The following is a 17,634-nucleotide window of genomic DNA, read 5'->3' as shown; positions in this document are numbered from 1 at the left end:
AAGCGCAATGTTTCTGTACGACGGGCCCGGCGTAATTGGGCACAATCGAGTCATTCCAAAAAGAGTCCGGCCCATGCTGATCGATGAAGAGTTGACCCTGAAAAAACTCGAGGTGTTCCTGGCCTTCATGCGCACCGGCAACCTGGCGCGCGCCGCTGCCGAGTTGCAGACCAGCAATGTCAGCGTGCATCGGGCGATCCATTCCCTGGAAAGCGCGCTGCGCTGCCCGTTGTTCAAGCACGAAGGCCGGAGCCTGACGCCGCTGGAAAGCGCCTATGTGCTGGAAGAACGGGCACAGAAGCTGATTCAGGATGTCGTCGAAAGTGTGCGCCTGACCCGTGAGGCCGCCGGGTTCTCGGCCGAACGGTTCAAACTGGGCTCGCTGTATTCACTGACGGTGAAGACCGTGCCGCAGCTGATCATGGGTTTGAAGATCCGCCGCAGCGAGCTCAACATCGACCTGATTCTGGGCTCCAACATCGATCTGCTCTACAAGCTCAAGAACATGGAAGTCGATGCGGCCCTGGTGTCACTGGACGACAGCGTCAACGATCCGGATTGCGAACACATCCCGCTGTTCTCCGACGACATCTTCCTTGCCACACCCGCCGACTCCAGGTTTGCCCAGCGCACCGAAGTCGACCTGGCTGAGGTCCGCGACGAAACCTTCATCACCCTGACCCAGGGCTTCGCCACCCACCAGGACGGCAAGCGGGTATTCGAGCAGGCAGGGTTCGAGCCGAAGGTGGCGATGCAGGTCAACGACATCTTCACGCTGTTGAGCATGGTCAGTTCGGGCGTAGGTTATGCGTTGCTGCCCGGGCGGATTGCAGCGGTGTACGAGAACCGGGTGAAGCTGATCCCGTTGCAGGAAAAGTACCGCTTGCAGCAGCACATTGGCGTGGTGTTCCTGAAAGCCAAGGAGCGTGATCCGAATCTGCTGGCGTTGCTGGCGGAATGCCGGATGTATGCCAATCGGCAGGTTTGAAATCGCATCGCTGCAATTCGCGAGCAGGCTCACTCCCACAGGGGGAATGCATTCCAATGTGGGAGCGAGCCTGCTCGCGAAGGGTGTGACTCGGTTTCTGAATCTACCCAACAATCCCGCGAACAATGAAGTACAACAGCGAAGGCCCCAGCAAGCAGCCCAACCCGGTGTGAAACGTCGCGGTCAACGCGCCATAAGGCACCAGCCGCCGATCCGTTGCCGCCAGACCAGCAGTCACGCCACTGACCGTCCCGGCCAGCCCACCAAACACCATCGCCGAGCGCGGGTTATCCAGGCCCATCCAGCGCGCCGCCATCGGCGTACCGACCATCACCAGAATCGCCTTGATCAGGCCGGTGGCAATCGATAGCGCCACGACATCGGAACTGGCGCCAATGGCCGCGCCGGTAACCGGCCCGACAATGTAAGTCACCGCACCGGCGCCAATCGTGGTCATGCTCACCGCATCGCGGTAACCGAAGGCCCAGGCCATGCACGCGCCGACAATGAACGGCAGCACCGTGCCCAACAGCAGCGCGATCACGCCGATCAAACCGGCCTTTTTCGCTTCGGTAGCCTGCACCTCGAATGCCGTGGCGACGATGGCGAAGTCCCGCAGCATGGCGCCGCCCATCAACCCTATGCCGGAAAACAGCGTCAAGTCCGCCAGGCCTTTTTGCCCACCGGTCATTGTGCCGCCAACCCAAGCGAGCACCAGGCCGATGACGATGGCAATCGCCGAGCCGTGGATACGCCCGAAGGTCAGGCGTTTGGAGATCACCACTGACACCCACATGATCACGCCGACGAAAGCGAATGCAGTGACCAGACCGTTGTGTTCAAGACCGTTCTTGATGAGATCCCACATATCAGCGACCTCCTGCCGGTGCGCCAACCGTCGTTACATCCGCCGGTTCATCGGGCAAGGGTTCGCCTTTGTGGGTCCGGCTGATCAGGGCAATGGTGCAACCACAGACCACCACCGAACCGATCGCCGCGAGCACAGCCACCGGACCGCCGTGCAGTGCCGTGACCACGTTTTGTTGCGCCGCCATCGCCACCACCACCGGGATGTACATGGCACCCCAGAAGCCCACGCCCATCTCGCAATCCCTGGTCATGCCGCCACGCTTTTGCATCCACAACCGTGCGCAAATCAGCAGGATCATCGCGATCCCGACACCGCCGACGTTTGACTTCACCCCCAGCAACACACCGAGCATGTCCCCCATGATCACCCCTGCCAGCGTACAGATCGCCAACAGCGCCACACCGTAAATAATCATTGTTGTAGTCCTCAAAGTGCATTTCGAATGTTGTTTTTGTTGTTCGAAGCCTGAGTCGGTTTTAGGAGTGACGGCTTCCCTCCTCAAGCATCAGCGCCTGCAAGGTATCGAGCCGCGCACCGTCGAAGGCAATCACGGTGCCCTGCTCGAACACCCGGCGCGCCAGCCCGGTCAACACCGCACCGGGCGGCAGTTCGATCTGTAGACGTACCCCGCGTTCGTAAGCGCTTTGTACCGTGCCGCGCCAATCGACGATGCGGCACATGTTGAAGGCCAGGTCGTCACGCAAGGCTTCTGGCTTGATCAGCGGACGCGCACGACTGCCGCTCAAGTAACCCATCCTCGGAGATTGCAGCGACACGTTGGCGAAAGCGTCGGCCAGTCGTTGTGCAGGAGTCTCAAGCAATGGGCAATGGGACGGCACGCTCACGGCCAGACGCTTGGCCAAACCAGCTCCGCAACCTTTCGCCAACTCGGCCACCGCCCTCATTGCCGCGTCGCTACCGGCAATCACCACCTGGTTATCGGCGTTGATGTTGGCCAGATAAACCGGCATTTCTGCGCTGTGTACCCGGGCCAGTAGCCCTTCCACCGCGGCCAGGTCCAGACCGATGATGGCGGTCATGCCGTAGCCCTGTGGATAAGCTTGCTGCATCAGCTCCCCGCGCAGGCTGACCAGATGCAGCGCATCGCTGAAACTCAAGGCACCGGCCACCACCGCAGCCGGATAGGCGCCGATTGACAAGCCGGCCACGTAGTCCGGGGTCATGCCCAACTGGCGTGAAGCGGCGACGCCGGCGATCAGCAGGCAAAGCTGAACCGCCCTGGTCGACTGCAACGCCTCGGCAGAATCCAGCTGCGTCACTTCTTCACCGAGCAGGTCACTCGCCTCGTCCAAGGTTTCCCGAGGCAAACGCGCCAGCATGCCCGGTTGTTGCGCGCCCTGGCCAGGGAACACCAGCAAGCTGCTCACGCCGCTTGCTCCTGTGGATTCCACGGATCGCTGACCAGGCTGGCTTGAGTGGCACTTTTCAACAGAACCCGCGACGATGCACCGGCCCACTCGCGCAGGGCGACGGCACCCGACGGTGTCTGCAATTGCAGGTCAACGCGACACACGGCCGTGTCAAGAACGGCCACCAACGCCTGCGCGTCGGCACGACTCAACGGACGTGGCGTACGCAGGATCAGATCGAGATCGCTGCCCTCGTGCAATGCGGCAAACCCGCTGGCCAACTCGAACCCGGCGCTGCCACTGACACCCCAGACCCAACCACTGTCATCGAGATGCGAGCGCAACTGCGCCAAGGCTCGTAGCGCCGGGAAATCACGCTGGCCTTGAACATGGCACAGCCCTTCCGGCCGTAGTTGCCGCGTGATGGCGGCGACTTCCATCTGCGCGGCAAATCGCTGTTCGCGCAACGGTCCGCGCACGCCCACCGCCACCTGCCCCACCGCGCTCAAGGCGCGACGGACCACCACCGGCTGGCCCGCACTGATCGACTCGATCACCCACGCAGGCGCATCCGCAGGTAACTGCTGCGGGCTCATGCCCCACAGCAGGTCGTGAGCCAGAAACCCTTTCACCACTGTGCTCTCAGCAATTGGCGAACCTTGCTCGACGCCGCACGGTTGGCCGCACCAAGACGACCGCTGAGATCTGCGCCCTTCTCGGCGATGTCACCCATCGCCTGCCCCAGGCACTCGGTCACCCGCGCCAGATCCGCCGAAGTCGGCTGCTCGATCTGCTCCACCGACAAGGTTTCCCACAGCAGCCCGAGGCTGGCATAGCTGTCGATGTCATAGGCCATCGGCGGCACGCTGGCGGCGAAAGCTTCGAGCTCCTCAACGCTGCGCAAGGTCACCCGCGCCGCCGACGCCTTGCCCATGGCATGCACCATCACGCCCGGATCGCGCAGGGCGATCAAGCGATTGGCCTGATAGCCGTGGGCCAGAAACGCCCCGGACATTGCCTTGCCCACCAGCAAACCGATGACCGCATGACCGGCCAGACGGGCACGGGCATAACTGTCCGCCGCACCGGCCAGCGCCTGATGAATGCCAAGAGCTTCCTCACGTCGACCATAAACCTGGCTCGGCACGTCGACGATGGCGATCAGGGCGCGTTTCTGTGTCTTGTTCTGATCGGCAGCAATGACTTCATCCACGGCCTTGGCCAGGCCCCAGCCTTCGAGCAAACCCACTTCGCCATTGCGTGCACGGACGAAGCGGTTTTCGGGATCAGCTACCACCGCGATGAAACGCACAAGCCGATCGCCCAGCGCACCGTCCGCGACCTTCAGCGAAACAGGCAAGCCCTCGACCGGTTTCGCCCCGGCACTCAAGGCGTTGAACCAATTCAAACCACGCAGGGAATACGAACTCATGGGCGTTCTCCTTGGTACAGATCGCGAACCACGGACGGCTCGATTTGCGGTTCGGCGTCCAGTCGCGCCAGGCGTTGCAGGAACAACCCGGCCTGACGGCTGCGGGGTTGCGCCGGCAAACCTTGCTTGAGCCATTCACCGACCTGTTGGCGGATCTGCGCCACGTCGTCAGCGACATAGCCGTCCGCCAGACCACTGGCGAAGCGCTGCTCGCCACCGGTCAGGCTCCAGATGAAGGGCCTGTCGCGGGAGTCGTATTCCTCGAGTCCGGCTTCCTGTTCGATCACCTGCGGGCCGTTCAGGCCGAGTCGCGCTTCCTGGGTCACCAACAGGTAGCTGCACAACCCGGCGGCAATCGACATGCCGCCAAAGCACCCAACGCTGCCCGCCACCACACCGACCACGGGTTGGTACTGCTGCAAGTCGACAATCGCCGCGTGGATGTCGGCAATCGCCGCCAGGCCGAGGTTGGCTTCCTGCAACCGCACACCGCCGGTTTCCAGCAGCAGCACGGCGCGGGTCGGGATGCCTTTGCGGTTGTCTTCGGCGGCCAGTTCCAGTGCGCCGGCAATTTTTGCTCCGCCGACTTCACCGAGGCTGCCGCCCTGGAACGCGCCTTCGATGGCCGCGACCACCACGGGCAGGCCATCGAGACTGCCCTTGGCGATCACCACGCCGTCGTCGGCCTGCGGCACTACGCCCTGGCGCGACAGCCATGGCGACATGACGCGCTGGAACGGATCGAGCAATTCGCGGAAGGTCCCGACGTCGAGCAGGGCCTTGGCCCGTTGCCGGGCTCCGAGTTCGACGAAGCTGCGCTTGTTCAGCAGGGATACGTTGTCAGTCATGGCCGATCTCCTCGAAGCCCTGTTCCAGACGCAAGCGCACCACGCCCGGAGTCGCGCCGAAATCGTGGATGTCGATGGTCATCGCCGGCGGCGTCTGGCCGTCGAACATCCGTGCGAACAGATGCTGCCAGCGTTGTTCACTGCCATTGACCGAGGTCTGCACGTTGATCGTCAGCTTGCCGGCCTGACCCGGTTCGATCAGCACTTCCAGATCGCCCGAGCCGACACAACCCACCAGTGTGCGACCGCGTGGTGGCTGCCCGGCGGGAAATTCAAAGGATAAAGTTTCCATCAAAACACTTCCCTTCTTGAATGGCAGAGGATGAGGCCGTCGTCCGACTCGATACGGTCGATGAACAGGCAAGCTGCGAGCAGGTCCGCAGCACCGCCGGGCGAGGCATTCAACGCGATTAGTTGTTGGTCCAGTTCATACAGGCGGCGACGTCCGCCGAGGCTGGCACTGCCACCCGCATCGAGCACAGCCCGGGCGCCCCGTTGCATGGTGTGCAGCCCTTCTTCGCCGGCGCGGTAAAGCACGCAGGTGTCGGCCAGATTCGTCATGATCGCCAGCAGCGCATCGAGCCTGGCATTTTGCTCGCCATGACCTTCGTCGCGGCTGCGGCGCAGTTGCGGCAGCGCACGCTGCATCACCGCCGGGAAGCCCAGTTGCGCTTCTTCACGGGCACCCCGTGCGCCGAAACGCTGCGCAACTTGAGCGCCGTGGCTCAGCGGGCGCGGCGCGTGACGGTCGTCGAGCAGCGCCAGACGTGCGGCACGAATCGATACGCTGCTTGCAGCCGTGGACCTGGGGTCCAGCGCAACGGCCGTGACCAACAAGCCCAAGGCCCAGATCGCCCCGCGATGGGTGTTCACACCGCCGGTGGTGTCGAGCATCGCTTGCTCGCCTTCGCGACCGATACGGCCCACGGCTTCGCGCAGCGGCAATCCGACTTCGCCGAACTCGATGGCTGCTTCAGCCATTTCCTTGAAGACCGGCCACAGGGACAGCGCCGAAGCGTGCATCAGCCCCAAGTGCAAATCGGTGTGGGCGCCATTGCCACGACGGTCGACCAGTGCCGGTTTCGGCGACAGATCAGCCTCGTCGATCAGCGCGTCCACCGCCAGGTCCGCCAGCCGTTCGGCCAGGCTCAGGGCTGTGGTTTGCAGATTAAGTGCGTGCATTACCAGCTCCTGAACTTGGCGGGCGGGTTGTAGAGGCCACCGGACCACTCCACCAGATCGGCCACGCTTTTCGCCGCGAGCAGTTCGCGGGTGGCGTCGGTGCGGCGGATGCCGAGGTCTTCGGGCAAGGCGATCAGGCCTTCACGGCGCATGCGTACAGTGTCCTTGGGGTTGTGACGCAGTCCGATGGCAGTCACCCCGGCAACGGCGGCGATCATCGCCTGGCGCTCCTCCAGCGAGCGCGCCTTGTACAGATAGGCGATGCCCTCTTCGGTCAACAGGTGGGTAACGTCGTCGCCGTAGACCATGATCGGTGCCAGGGGCATGCCGCTTTTCTTCGCCACATCAACCGCATCGAGGGTTTCAACGAAGGTTGGCTTGCCGCCCTCCTGGAAGGTCTCGACCATCTGCACCACGAGTTTTTTGCCGCGTTCGAGCATCGGCTCGGCCACGTCGGTGTTGCGCATGTCGAGCCAGGCTGGCGTGCCATGACGACGACCGCGCGGGTCGTGCCCCATGTTCGGTGCACCGCCGAAACCGGCCAGGCGCCCGCGGGTGACAGTGGAGGAATGACCATCGCCATCCACCTGCAAAGTCGCGCCGATGAACAGGTCCACGGCGTATTGCCCGGCCAGTTGGCTGAACATCCGATTGGAACGCAGGGAGCCGTCGCGCCCGGTAAAGAACACATCCGGCCGCGCCGCAATATAGTTCTCCATCCCCAACTCGGTGCCGAAGCAATGCACGCTTTCGACCCAGCCGCTTTCAATCGCCGGAATCAGGGTCGGGTGCGGGTTGAGCGTCCAGTTGCGACAGATCTTTCCCTTGAGGCCGAGGGATTCGCCGTAGGTCGGCAGGATCAGTTCAATGGCAGCGGTGTTGAAACCGATACCGTGGTTGAGGGACTGCACATTGTGTTTTTCGTAGATGCCACGGATCGCCATCATCGCCATCAGCACGTGCACGGGCTTGATGTGCCGTGGATCGCGGGTGAACAGCGGTTCGATGTAGAACGGCTTGTCGGCCACCACCACGAAGTCGACCCAGGAGGCGGGAATGTCTACGCGCGGCAGGTCGCTGACGTCGTCCACCAACTGGTTGACCTGGACGATGACGATGCCATCGCTGAAGGCCGCCGGTTCGATCAGTGCCGGGGTGTCCTCGGTGCTCGGCCCGGTGTAGATATTGCCGGCGCGGTCGGCCATGAACCCGGCCGACAACACGACGTTGGGGATCAGGTCCACTACCAGCCGTGCGTAGAGTTCGATGTAGGTGTGGATCGCGCCGATTTCCAGCAGGCCGTCTTCGAGCAACTGGCTGATGCGCAGGCTTTGGGTGCCGGCAAAGGAGAAGTCGAGCTTGTGGGCGATGCCGCGTTCGAACAGGTCAAGGTGCTCGGCGCGGCCGACGCTGGGCATGATCATGTGCAGGTCATGCAGCTTCGCGGGGTCGGCCTTGGCCAGGGAACGCGAAAGGAAATCCGCCTGCTTCTGGTTGTTGCCTTCGAGCACCACACGGTCGCCGGGCAGGATCAACGCCTCCAGCGCCGCGACGATGTTGTCGGTGGGCAACACCACACCGTCGGCAAGACTCCGCACCAGCTCGAGGCGACGCTGCTTTTCGCTGCGCCGCCGCGTCCATCGCGAGTCGGGGGATATTGTTGTTGTCATGACCACTCCACGGGTTCGCTGTCGTGGGGGTCACCTTAGGAGTGTTGGATGGGGGCATCAATCAAGCAGAGCGGTGGATCGTTACGCTCAGGGTAATGGTTGTCTGGACTGACGCCTTCGCGAGCAGGCTCGCTCCCACAAGAGACCGCATTCAAATGTGGGAGCGAGCCTGCTCGCGAAGGGGCCGGTCAGGTCAACCCGGTACTCACCAACAACGCCTCCAGCGCCAACAGATCCGGCACCTTCGCCACTTGCTCGCCCACCTGCACCGCCGCCTGCTCCAGCGAGCACAACGGAACATCGACGTAACTCAACTGGCTATCGAGCTTGCAGGAGCGCGGAATCCCCTGCACCAGCAGTGCAATGAATTTCAGCTCGGGTCGCCCGCCGAGGGTGTTGAGGATGACGATCCGCGCGCGTTCGCCAATGACGATTTTCTGTGCACATGCCGACTCGAAACTCAGCAGCGGAATCTGCCGGTCGCGCCACGTCACCAGCCCCAGGTACCACGGCGGTGTGTCAAGGTCGAAAGTCCCCGGCTGCTGGTAATCGATCAGCTCGGCAACGGCGACGTTGGGCAGGATCAGGATACGGTCGGCCAACGGCAGCAGCAGGCCGGTGAGATTGCTGGTGCGATGCTCAAGCATGGGTCTTGCTCCACAAGGCGATGCTTTCGAGCAGCACCGATTCCTGGTACGGCTTGCCGAGGTAGTCGTTGACGCCGATGGCCATGGCGCGATCACGGTGTTTCTGTCCGGTACGGGAGGTGATCATGATGATCGGCAGGTGTTGCAGGCGTTCGTCGTTGCGCACCTGGGTCGCGACTTCGAAGCCATCCATGCGGGGCATCTCGATGTCCAGCAGCATCAGGTCGGGCATGTGCTCTTCCAGCAGCAGCATGGCATCGACCCCGTCCTTGGCGGTCAGCACGTTCATGCCGTGGCGTTCGAGCAAGCGGCTGGTGACCTTGCGCACGGTGACCGAGTCGTCGACCACCATCACCAGCAGCGGACGATGCGGTTCGGCCTCGACTTCCTGCCCCGCCGGACGCTGGGGGATACGGGCCTGCATTGCACGGATCGGCGCCAGCAAATCCAGGATCAACACCACCCGGCCATCCCCGAGAATCGTCGCCCCGGTCACCCCTTGCACCGCCGCAAACTGCGGCCCCAGGCTCTTGACCACGATCTCGCGAGTGCCGGCCATGGCATCCACTTGAACGGCGATATACCGCTCGTTGCACTGCACCAGCAACACCGGCAATGGCTGGCTCTGGCCCAACAGTTTCGGGCGCGGGATGGTTTTCAGCAGCTCCCCCAGATAGCACAGCTCGTAACGTTGCCCGGCGTATTCGTAGGTTGGCGAATCGAAACGGAAATAGCCTTCGAGCTCGTTGGGCAGGACGCGAACGATGCCGTCGATGGTATTGAGCGGGATGGCGTACTGGTCCTCACCGCACTGCACCATCAGCGCCCGGTTGACCGATACGGTAAACGGCAGGCGAATGCGAAAATGCACGCCCTGCCCGGGCACCGAGTCGATGCTCATGGTGCCGCCCAGTTGCCGCACCTCTTCGTGCACCACGTCCATGCCGACACCGCGACCGGAAATCTGGGTGATTTTCTCGGCGGTGGAAAACCCCGGTTGCAGGATGAACTGCAACACGTCGTGATCACTGATGACGCTGTCCGGGGCCAGCAAACCGCGCTTGATCGCCTTGCGCCGCACCGCGTCCAGCGGCACACCGGCCCCGTCGTCGCGGATGTCGAAAATGATGTCACCGCCTTCGCGCAGTAGATCGAGGGTGATCTTGCCCTTGGCCGGTTTCCCCGCCGCCAGCCGCACATCGACGGACTCCAGGCCGTGGTCGACGGCGTTGCGCAGCATGTGCTCCAGCGGCGCGGCCATGCGCTCGAGAACGTTGCGATCCATCTCGCCTTCGGCGTTATCGACGATGAAATCCACGTCCTTGCCCAATTCGCTGGACACCTGCCGAACGATGCGCTGCAAACGCGGGAGCATGCGTTCGAACGGCACCATGCGCGTGCGCATCAGGCCTTCCTGCAATTCGGTGTTGATGCGACCCTGTTGTTGCAACAGGTTTTCCGCATCCTGATTGCGGCGTTCGAGGGTTTCCTTGAGGTCGAGCAAGTCAGAGGCCGATTCGAACAACGCCCGGGACAGTTGCTGCAACTGTGAGTGGCGGTCCATTTCCAGCGGGTCGAATTCTTCGTAGCCCAGACGCTCGGCGTCGACTTGCTGGCGGCTGAGGATCCGCCCCTGGGTTTCGGTATCGAGACGGCGCAACTGGTCGCGCATGCGCTCGATGGTGGTCTCCATTTCGCTCAGGGCGATATGCGCATCGTTGACCTGCTGTTCGATCCGCCCCCGGAAGATCGATGTCTCACCGGCCAGGTTGACCAGATCGTCGAGCAGTTCCGCCGAAACCTTGACCATGTCCACCCCGGCATCGGACGGCGGCGCCAGCGGCTCGGCCTTGGGCGTGGTCGATGGCGCAACCGGCGCGGGGGTTTCAGGCGCGGCCGGGTGGCTGAAGTTCTTGATCGCATCGATCAAGCGGTCGGCGGGCGGCATGGGCTCACCGGCGCGGGCCGCGTCGAGCATCTGCGCCAGGCGGTCATGGCTGCGCTGCAACAGCGCGAACAACGGCTCCGTCGGTTGCAGCATACCGGTGGACAGGCCTTCGTAGAGGAACTCCAGCTCATGGGCCAGATCACCGATCGCGGCGATTTCCACCATGCGCGCACCGCCCTTGAGGGTGTGCAGGTCGCGCAGCAGGGTTTCCACTTCCTGACGACTCGAAGGCTGGGCCTGCCAGCGCTCCAGCGCCGCCCCGGAGCTTTCGATGATGTCGAAACCTTCCTCGAGGAAGATATCCAGCAATTCCGGATCATGCACAGCCGAGTCGTTATCGGTCGCCTGCCGGGCCGCCTCGGCGACTCCCGCATGACCTTGGCGGTAGGCACGAATGGCTTCGATCAGCTCATGGGAATCGTCCAGTGGCTGGTTGAGGTGCAACTGTTCAAGGTACGACGCCAGTCGGTCATGACTCTGTTGCAGCAGCACTGCCAGTGAATCGCTGAAGGCGTAACGACGCTCCAGCAGGCCTTGGTAAAGGCTTTCCAGTTCATGGGCCAGATTGCCGACCGGCCCGACCCCGGCCATGCGCGCGCCGCCTTTGAGGGTGTGCAAATCCCGTTGCAGCGACGACAGCGGCGCGGCGTTGTCCGAGTCGCGCAACCAGCGCTGCAAGGCCTGACCGGCGCTTTCGAGGATATCCACCGCTTCTTCAAGGAAGATCGCAACGATTTCCTCGTCCAGTTCGCGCCCCTCTCCTGTAGGGGCAGGGGGTAGCGTGCGCTCAAGTTCCTCGGTGGCAGAACCCAGCTCGCGGATGCTCAGGCTCCGGCTGCCATCGCTGCGGATCAGGCCCATGGCCGACGGGTCAAGGCTCTCGTCGAGCAGCTCGCGCAAGGCCCTGATCCGTTGCGGCTGCGGGCTGATTTCCTGGCCGGCGGCCAGTTCGTCGAGCATGTTGATCAGTGCTTCGTGGGCATGCTGTGCCTCATGGAAAAAACGCTCGCTGACCGCAAGGCTGCTTTCTTCCACGGCACCGTACAGGTCGAGCAACGTTTCGCACAGCTCGTCCACCGGGTGCAGGTCGGCCAGATGCGCGCCTTCGCCGAGGGTGGTCAATTCGTCCAGCAGTGCGCTGAGCTCCTGACGCTCGCCGGGGTGTTGCTGCCAACGCTGCAACAGGCTTTCGGCGTCCAGCAGGATGTCCATGCCCTGGGCGAGGAAGTTGTTGATCAGTTGCGGGTCGCGCTTGATCCGAAGCCCCGTGTTCGGTGTGCTCAGGAGGTTTTCCAGACGCTCGGCCAGCAGCGCCCTGGCTCGTTCGGTCAACCCCCGGGCGCCGGGGATTTCCGCCAGCGGATCTTTCTTGAGCTGACGCAAACCGAGGCGGAACAGCCCTTCTGCTTCCAGCAGCAATTCGACTTCATCCAGATCCAGCGGGATCAGGTGCGCCTTGTATTCCCGGGCCAGTTGATCCAACGGGACGGCCAGTTCGGCAATCGGCAACACACCGGCCATGGAGGCACTGCCCTTGAGGGTGTGCAAGGCGCGCTGCAATTCGTCGCTGGCCTGCAACGGCACATGTTCGGCAGCCTGATCAAGGAAGCGATTGAGACTGCTCAAATGGGTTTCAGCCTCTTTGCGGAAGATCTCCAGCAACAGTGGGTCGAGGGCCGCGACATCTTGCGTATCCTCATCGGACACCGGTTCTTCGCCCTTGGCCAGGGCATGGGCGCGGGCGGCCAACTGGTCGACATCGTTGCGCTGGCGCTGGGCATTGGCGGCGTATTCGGCCACCAGTTCCGGCAGCAGATGCAGCACGTCGCCGATCAGTTGCTGCACCGTCGCGCCCGGCTCCACGCTGTTTTCCAGTACGCGGTTGAGCAGGTTTTCCACGGCCCAGGCCAGCTCGCCCAGCACCAGGGCGCGCACCATGCGGCCACTGCCCTTGAGGGTATGGAAGGCACGGCGCAGCTCACTCAGGGCCGAGCGGTTGTCAGGGTTGACCGACCAGCGCGGCAGGTACTCGCGCAGGATTTCCAGGACTTCGTCGGTTTCTTCGAGGAACACCTCGCGCAGCTCCTCATCCACCGGATCTTCGCCCGAGGGCGGCGGCAGCAGGCTGCCCGGGGTGTTCATTGCGGGCGGATTCAGGCTCGAAACCGGGCTGGCGAGCACGTCCGCCAAGGTCTGGACGATCTGCGGATCATCCAGCTCCTGCATCATCTGCATAACCTGCGCTTCGGTCGGGTTGAGCACATCATCAAGCACTGGCACATGCTGCTCACTGGGGAAGAACCCGAGGCTCGCCAGGCTTTTTTCCGCGACATCGAGCAGGTTTTCGCCCTGCGCTTGCGGGTCGTCGCTGAGGCGTTCGAGGTAGTACTCGATGCTGGTGATCACGTCGGCCAGGCTGTCCAGTTCCTGCCACCCCGGTTGACCCGGCTCGAGCAGCAGGTGCTCGCGAATGAAGTGATTGCAGGTTTCGACCAGACTCGCCGCGCGGCTCAGCGGAATCATCGCCAGCGCGCCGCGCACCTGGGTCAGCAAGGCCGGCAGCGCCTGCAAATGCTGGCGGTCCCAATCGGCGTCGATATAGTCGACGATCATGTCCTTGGCCTGCTGCAAACAGATGCGGGCCTCCTTGATCACGATCTGGTGGATCTGCGTCAGGTCGGTGGTCGGCAGGCGGTTGTCGTCCTGGCTCTCCGGCTCCACGGTACCGACCATGCCGGCCAGCGTCGCTTCGACGTATAACAAGGCCCCGGCAACGTCCATGAGGGTGGCATCGTTGGGTTCGCGCTGGCCCTGAACGAGGCTGAGCACCACCGCCAATTGATCGATGATCACCTTGCGCGGCTGGCCGAAGCCCAGGACCGCCAGGGTGTCGGCAATTTGTCGTAGCGGAGCCAGCAGACTGTCGAGGTCAGAGGTGTGCTGGCGGTCACTGCGCACGAACAGATCCAGACGTTCCTTGACCCGCACCAGCTCCTCGCACAGCGCTGCCAGCACCGAGCGCATGGCGTCACGGTCGGGACCGGCCAGCCGCGCGCGTTCTTCATCGACCATCGCGCTGTCGGGCAGCGCGTCGTCCAGTGAGTAGCGTTCTTTCATGGTCAGCATCTGCCCGGTGGGATGTTCGGCCTTGGCAATGTAGAACAGCAAACTCTTGAGCAGCTCCGGAGGGGCCGGCTGGTTGATGCCGGGCATGCCTTGTTCGAGCAGGCGCTTGAGTTCCTTGTCGGCATCCTTGAACAGGCTGCGCAAGGCCGGACTATTGGCAATCACACCGCCCTGCATGCCTTCGACCAGCGCCGATGCCACCTGCCACAACGGGCTCAGGGGCGCGTTACCGCACAGCGCTTCGAGGCGGGTGAAGACCTTGGCCAGGTAGTCGAGGTTGGTGTCGTTGTCCTGTTCGCGCAGGAACCCGACCAACGCCAATTGCAGCATCTGCCGCAGCTTGCGCAGCACATTGGGCAATTCGGCCGGTTCCAGCTGCCCCAGCGTTTCTGCGTTTAGTGCTGGCAACTCAGGCAATTGCGGGCTGAACAGGCTGGTTTCCGACAGCAGGCTTTCGCCCCGGGCGCTGCGCAGGTCATTGATCAGGGGCAACACCACCAGTGGCAAGTCGCGGCGCGCACCTTGCACCCGGTCCAGATAAATCGGCAGTTGCCCGAGAGCCTGCATCAGCAGGTGCAGCGCTTCGTCGCGATGGCTGACACGGTTGCCCTGCAAGGCCATGGCCAGTTGTTCCATCTCTTCGGCGAGCAGCGCCGCGCCGTAGAACTCGACCATCTGCAGACTGCCGTGGACCTGGTGGATGCACGCCAGGCAATCATCCAGCGCCTGCGTCGCCTGCGGGTCATCGAGCAGGTTTTCGATCGCGTGATGAGCCTGTTTCAGCGTTTCGGCAATCTCGCCCTTGACCCACTCGAGGGCCACATAGTCGTGCCGATCACCCATAACCACTCCAGTTACCATTCATACACCTATGGGCGGTTCAAGCTTTGTCCACAACCTGTGCCTTGGCATCCGGCAAGGTGAAACCGGACACCGAACGGCGCAACTGACTGGCCATTTTCGCCAGGTTGCCGATGCTTTCGGCAGTGGCGGTGGAGCCCGAGGACGTCTGCGAAGTGATCTGCTGGATCACGTTCATCGTCAGGGAGATTTGACCGGCTGACGACGTCTGCTGTTGCGCCGCATTGGAAATACTCTGGATCAACGCCGCGAGCGTCTTGGAGACGCCTTCGATTTCTTCCAGGGCCACACCGGCATCCTGCGCCAGCCGGGCGCCGCGTACCACCTCGGTCGTAGTCTGCTCCATGGAGATAACCGCTTCGTTGGTGTCGGTCTGGATCGCCCGCACCAGGGTTTCGATCTGCCGGGTGGCGGCGGATGAGCGCTCGGCCAGCCTCTGCACTTCATCGGCGACCACGGCGAAACCACGACCGGCGTCACCGGCCATGGACGCCTGGATGGCCGCGTTGAGGGCAAGGATGTTGGTCTGGTCGGCAATGTCATCAATCAGACTGACAATGTCGCCGATTTCCTGGGATGACTCGCCCAGGCGTTTGATGCGCTTGGCGGTGTCCTGGATCTGCTCGCGAATGTTGTCCATGCCGTGGATGGTGTTGTGCACCACCTCGTTGCCCTTGTTGGCGATTTCCACCGAGCGTTCGGCAACCGCCGACGATTCAGCCGCGTTGGCCGACACCTGGTCGATGGACTCGGCCATGTCGTTGATCGCCATGGAGGCCTCGGAAATCTGTTGGGCCTGATGTTCCGAAGCCTGGGCCAGGTGCATGGCGGTGGCCTGGGTTTCCTGCACGGCGGCGGCCACCTGGCCGGCAGTGAGGTTGATGGTCGCGACCAGATCGCGCAGCTGGTCGACGGAGTAATTGATCGAGTCGGCGATGGTGCCGGTAAAGTCTTCGGTCACCGAGGCCGTCACTGTGAGGTCGCCGTCGGCCAGGTCTTCGATCTCGTCGAGCAAGCGCATGATCGCGTTCTGGTTGCGCTCGTTCTTCTCGGCGGTTTCGCGCAACTGGCGATTGGTTTCGCGCACCATCACCATGCCAATCAGGATGATCGAAGCCAGCGCCAACAGGCCCAGCACATAACCGCCTATGGTGTCGGTGGTACGCCCGCCGACCATGTTTTCAAAACCACTGGCCAGGTGCGAGGCTTCGTCGAGCAGGGTTTGCGACAGGCTGAAAATGTTCGAGGCCGATTCGCGAACCTTGAACAGTTCCGGCGAGGTTTCGAGGATTTCGTCCACCGAACCCGATACGAACTCGAACAACTCGGAGATTTCCGCGAGTCGCGCACGGGCGTCGCGGTCTTCGACCTGGCTGACCTTGAGCGCCGGGTCGCCCTGGAGCATACCGTTGAGCACCTTGCCGAACTGCGTCGCGTCACGTCCGAACGCATCGGCGGCCTGCTGTGAATTTTCGTCGCCGGCCAACACTGTATTGACCGCGCCGAGGATCCGCTCGGCCAGCAGCGATTGGCGCTGGGCCATCGCCACCTGGGCCGCCGGGGCGCCCCGTTGCAGGAGAATCTCGACGACTTTTTCGTACTCGACCTGCAACTGCGGCACGGTTTCGGCCAGGGTCGCGGCGACCTGATGCAGCGACAGTACGGTTTGCTCGCTGGAGAGAATCGCGTCGGTATTTTTCAGCAGGCGTTCCCAGTCCTGTTGCACCGCGCGCATCTCTGGGCGCACGGCGACGGGGGCAGGCGGCAGGCCGGTGGCTGGGTCGCCCTTCTTCAGATAACCCCAGCGCTGGGCAAAATCGTTGCGCGCATCACTGAGCAACTTGAACGCGGCAGCCTTGCCGGCGGCGGCTTCAGTGGCGTTCTTGGCGATACGCTGGGACAGCACGCGCAGTTCGCCGGCGTGGCCGATGTACTGTTTGTCGTAGGTAGCCTGGGTGTTGAGGTACGCGAAATTGGCGAACAGCAGCATGATGAAGACGATCAGCGCGATGAACAGCACGATAATCTGCGACCTGCTGCGCGACCCTTCCATTGGCTTGCCTGCTTTTGCTTTTATCATCGGTCCTCGCCTGTTAACCCATTTCCGGGCCTGCCCGCTCCCACATTGGATCTGTGTTGTTCCTGTCACACCGCGACGTTCATGAACCCCTGAGACTGCGTCAATGCAAGCGGGCTGAACACCTGCCAGCACTGCTCACACTGAAACCGGCCTTTGACAAACGCCGCCATCGTCCCCTTCAACTCATCTGCCGGCACCGGCTCCAGGCTGTCCAGGGCAAAGTGCTGGAGGCCGAAGACTTCATCGACCAGCAACCCGGCGAAAACCTCTTCATGTTCCACCACCAGCACCCGCCGCTGACGGCGCACCGCCGAAAGCTCGTGCCCGAAGAAGCCGCACAAGTCCATGACCGGCAGCAAACGCCCGCGCAGATTGGCGACTCCCTTGACCCAGGGTTTGACCCCCGGCAGCTGAGTGAGGCGCGGCTCGTGCAAGACTTCGCTGACTTCGCTCATGGGTGCGACATACCAGTGCTCGCCCAGGCGAAAACCGATGCCGCTCCAGCTGTCCCGCCGGGTTGGCTGTGACGGCAAGTCCGCCGCCAGCAACCGACAGCGCTGGTCGATTTGCAGCAGCAGTTCGAAAGCCGTCAGCGACTCGTTCATGGCCTG

The 17,634-nt window shown here is 62.9% G+C and carries 14 protein-coding genes; 1 reads left to right on the top strand and 13 read right to left on the bottom strand.

Annotation, left to right across the window (positions count from 1 at the left end; all coding sequences use genetic code 11):
- The first annotated feature begins 73 nt into the window (after nucleotides 1-73).
- Nucleotides 74-988 carry a LysR substrate-binding domain-containing protein gene (locus CAF65_RS11595; protein WP_085716399.1) on the top strand — a complete coding sequence of 305 codons (915 nt, stop codon included), beginning with the start codon at nucleotides 74-76 and terminating at the stop codon, nucleotides 986-988.
- Between the two features lie 103 nt (nucleotides 989-1,091).
- Here CAF65_RS11595 and madM read toward each other — a convergent pair whose 3' ends face one another.
- The 13 genes from madM to CAF65_RS11530 form a co-directional block, all read right to left on the bottom strand.
- Nucleotides 1,092-1,856: a malonate transporter subunit MadM gene (gene madM, locus CAF65_RS11590; protein WP_085716398.1), complete on the bottom strand. Its 765-nt coding sequence runs from the start codon at nucleotides 1,854-1,856 to the stop codon at nucleotides 1,092-1,094.
- 1 nt (nucleotide 1,857) lies between these two features.
- Nucleotides 1,858-2,274, bottom strand: a complete 417-nt coding sequence (gene madL / locus CAF65_RS11585; RefSeq protein ID WP_085716397.1) for a malonate transporter subunit MadL — start codon at nucleotides 2,272-2,274, stop codon at nucleotides 1,858-1,860.
- A 61-nt stretch (nucleotides 2,275-2,335) separates the two neighbouring features.
- Complete coding sequence (gene mdcH, locus CAF65_RS11580) at nucleotides 2,336-3,247, bottom strand: malonate decarboxylase subunit epsilon (RefSeq protein WP_085716396.1); 912 nt, start codon at nucleotides 3,245-3,247, stop codon at nucleotides 2,336-2,338.
- Nucleotides 3,244-3,864 (bottom strand): malonate decarboxylase holo-ACP synthase, encoded by a 621-nt coding sequence (locus CAF65_RS11575; RefSeq protein WP_085716395.1) that lies wholly within the window; start codon nucleotides 3,862-3,864, stop codon nucleotides 3,244-3,246. The genes mdcH and CAF65_RS11575 overlap by 4 nt, the downstream gene beginning before the upstream one ends.
- Nucleotides 3,858-4,661 carry a biotin-independent malonate decarboxylase subunit gamma gene (gene mdcE, locus CAF65_RS11570; RefSeq protein ID WP_085716394.1) on the bottom strand — a complete coding sequence of 268 codons (804 nt, stop codon included), beginning with the start codon at nucleotides 4,659-4,661 and terminating at the stop codon, nucleotides 3,858-3,860. Before mdcE ends, CAF65_RS11575 begins: the two co-directional genes overlap by 7 nt.
- On the bottom strand, nucleotides 4,658-5,509 hold the full coding sequence (locus CAF65_RS11565) for a biotin-independent malonate decarboxylase subunit beta (protein WP_085716393.1): 852 nt from the start codon (nucleotides 5,507-5,509) through the stop codon (nucleotides 4,658-4,660). Before CAF65_RS11565 ends, mdcE begins: the two co-directional genes overlap by 4 nt.
- Nucleotides 5,502-5,801, bottom strand: a complete 300-nt coding sequence (locus tag CAF65_RS11560) for a malonate decarboxylase subunit delta (protein WP_085716392.1) — start codon at nucleotides 5,799-5,801, stop codon at nucleotides 5,502-5,504. The genes CAF65_RS11565 and CAF65_RS11560 overlap by 8 nt, the downstream gene beginning before the upstream one ends.
- Complete coding sequence (locus CAF65_RS11555) at nucleotides 5,801-6,691, bottom strand: triphosphoribosyl-dephospho-CoA synthase (protein WP_085716391.1); 891 nt, start codon at nucleotides 6,689-6,691, stop codon at nucleotides 5,801-5,803. The genes CAF65_RS11560 and CAF65_RS11555 overlap by 1 nt, the downstream gene beginning before the upstream one ends.
- Nucleotides 6,691-8,361, bottom strand: a complete 1,671-nt coding sequence (gene mdcA / locus CAF65_RS11550) for a malonate decarboxylase subunit alpha (RefSeq protein WP_085716390.1) — start codon at nucleotides 8,359-8,361, stop codon at nucleotides 6,691-6,693. The genes CAF65_RS11555 and mdcA overlap by 1 nt, the downstream gene beginning before the upstream one ends.
- A 188-nt stretch (nucleotides 8,362-8,549) precedes the next feature.
- Nucleotides 8,550-9,008, bottom strand: a complete 459-nt coding sequence (locus CAF65_RS11545) for a chemotaxis protein CheW (RefSeq protein WP_085716389.1) — start codon at nucleotides 9,006-9,008, stop codon at nucleotides 8,550-8,552.
- Entirely contained in the window at nucleotides 9,001-14,925 is a 5,925-nt protein-coding gene (locus CAF65_RS11540; protein WP_085716388.1) for an Hpt domain-containing protein, read from the bottom strand. The genes CAF65_RS11545 and CAF65_RS11540 overlap by 8 nt, the downstream gene beginning before the upstream one ends.
- Nucleotides 14,926-14,962: 37 nt before the next feature.
- Nucleotides 14,963-17,023 carry a methyl-accepting chemotaxis protein gene (locus CAF65_RS11535; protein WP_085716387.1) on the bottom strand — a complete coding sequence of 687 codons (2,061 nt, stop codon included), beginning with the start codon at nucleotides 17,021-17,023 and terminating at the stop codon, nucleotides 14,963-14,965.
- A 65-nt stretch (nucleotides 17,024-17,088) separates the two neighbouring features.
- Nucleotides 17,089-17,628, bottom strand: a complete 540-nt coding sequence (locus CAF65_RS11530) for a chemotaxis protein CheW (protein WP_085716386.1) — start codon at nucleotides 17,626-17,628, stop codon at nucleotides 17,089-17,091.
- Nucleotides 17,629-17,634: the final 6 nt, after the last annotated feature.

It is taken from the genome of Pseudomonas sp. B28(2017) (assembly GCF_002113025.1).
GTDB lineage: Bacteria > Pseudomonadota > Gammaproteobacteria > Pseudomonadales > Pseudomonadaceae > Aquipseudomonas.
Note: the sequence above shows the minus strand (reverse complement) of the source record. Positions and strands in the feature narration are given on the sequence as shown.

Bases quoted from the DNA above. Each gene is read 5' to 3' on its own strand.
- CAF65_RS11595 (WP_085716399.1), top strand. From the start codon at position 74: ATGCTGATCGATGAAGAGTTGACCCTGAAAAAACTCGAGGTGTTCCTG.
- madM (WP_085716398.1), bottom strand. From the start codon at position 1,856: ATGTGGGATCTCATCAAGAACGGTCTTGAACACAACGGTCTGGTCACT.
- madL (WP_085716397.1), bottom strand. From the start codon at position 2,274: ATGATTATTTACGGTGTGGCGCTGTTGGCGATCTGTACGCTGGCAGGG.
- mdcE (WP_085716394.1), bottom strand. From the start codon at position 4,661: ATGAGTTCGTATTCCCTGCGTGGTTTGAATTGGTTCAACGCCTTGAGT.
- CAF65_RS11565 (WP_085716393.1), bottom strand. From the start codon at position 5,509: ATGACTGACAACGTATCCCTGCTGAACAAGCGCAGCTTCGTCGAACTC.
- CAF65_RS11560 (WP_085716392.1), bottom strand. From the start codon at position 5,801: ATGGAAACTTTATCCTTTGAATTTCCCGCCGGGCAGCCACCACGCGGT.
- CAF65_RS11555 (WP_085716391.1), bottom strand. From the start codon at position 6,691: ATGCACGCACTTAATCTGCAAACCACAGCCCTGAGCCTGGCCGAACGG.
- mdcA (WP_085716390.1), bottom strand. From the start codon at position 8,361: ATGACAACAACAATATCCCCCGACTCGCGATGGACGCGGCGGCGCAGC.
- CAF65_RS11545 (WP_085716389.1), bottom strand. From the start codon at position 9,008: ATGCTTGAGCATCGCACCAGCAATCTCACCGGCCTGCTGCTGCCGTTG.
- CAF65_RS11540 (WP_085716388.1), bottom strand. From the start codon at position 14,925: ATGGGTGATCGGCACGACTATGTGGCCCTCGAGTGGGTCAAGGGCGAG.
- CAF65_RS11535 (WP_085716387.1), bottom strand. From the start codon at position 17,023: ATGATAAAAGCAAAAGCAGGCAAGCCAATGGAAGGGTCGCGCAGCAGG.
- CAF65_RS11530 (WP_085716386.1), bottom strand. From the start codon at position 17,628: ATGAACGAGTCGCTGACGGCTTTCGAACTGCTGCTGCAAATCGACCAG.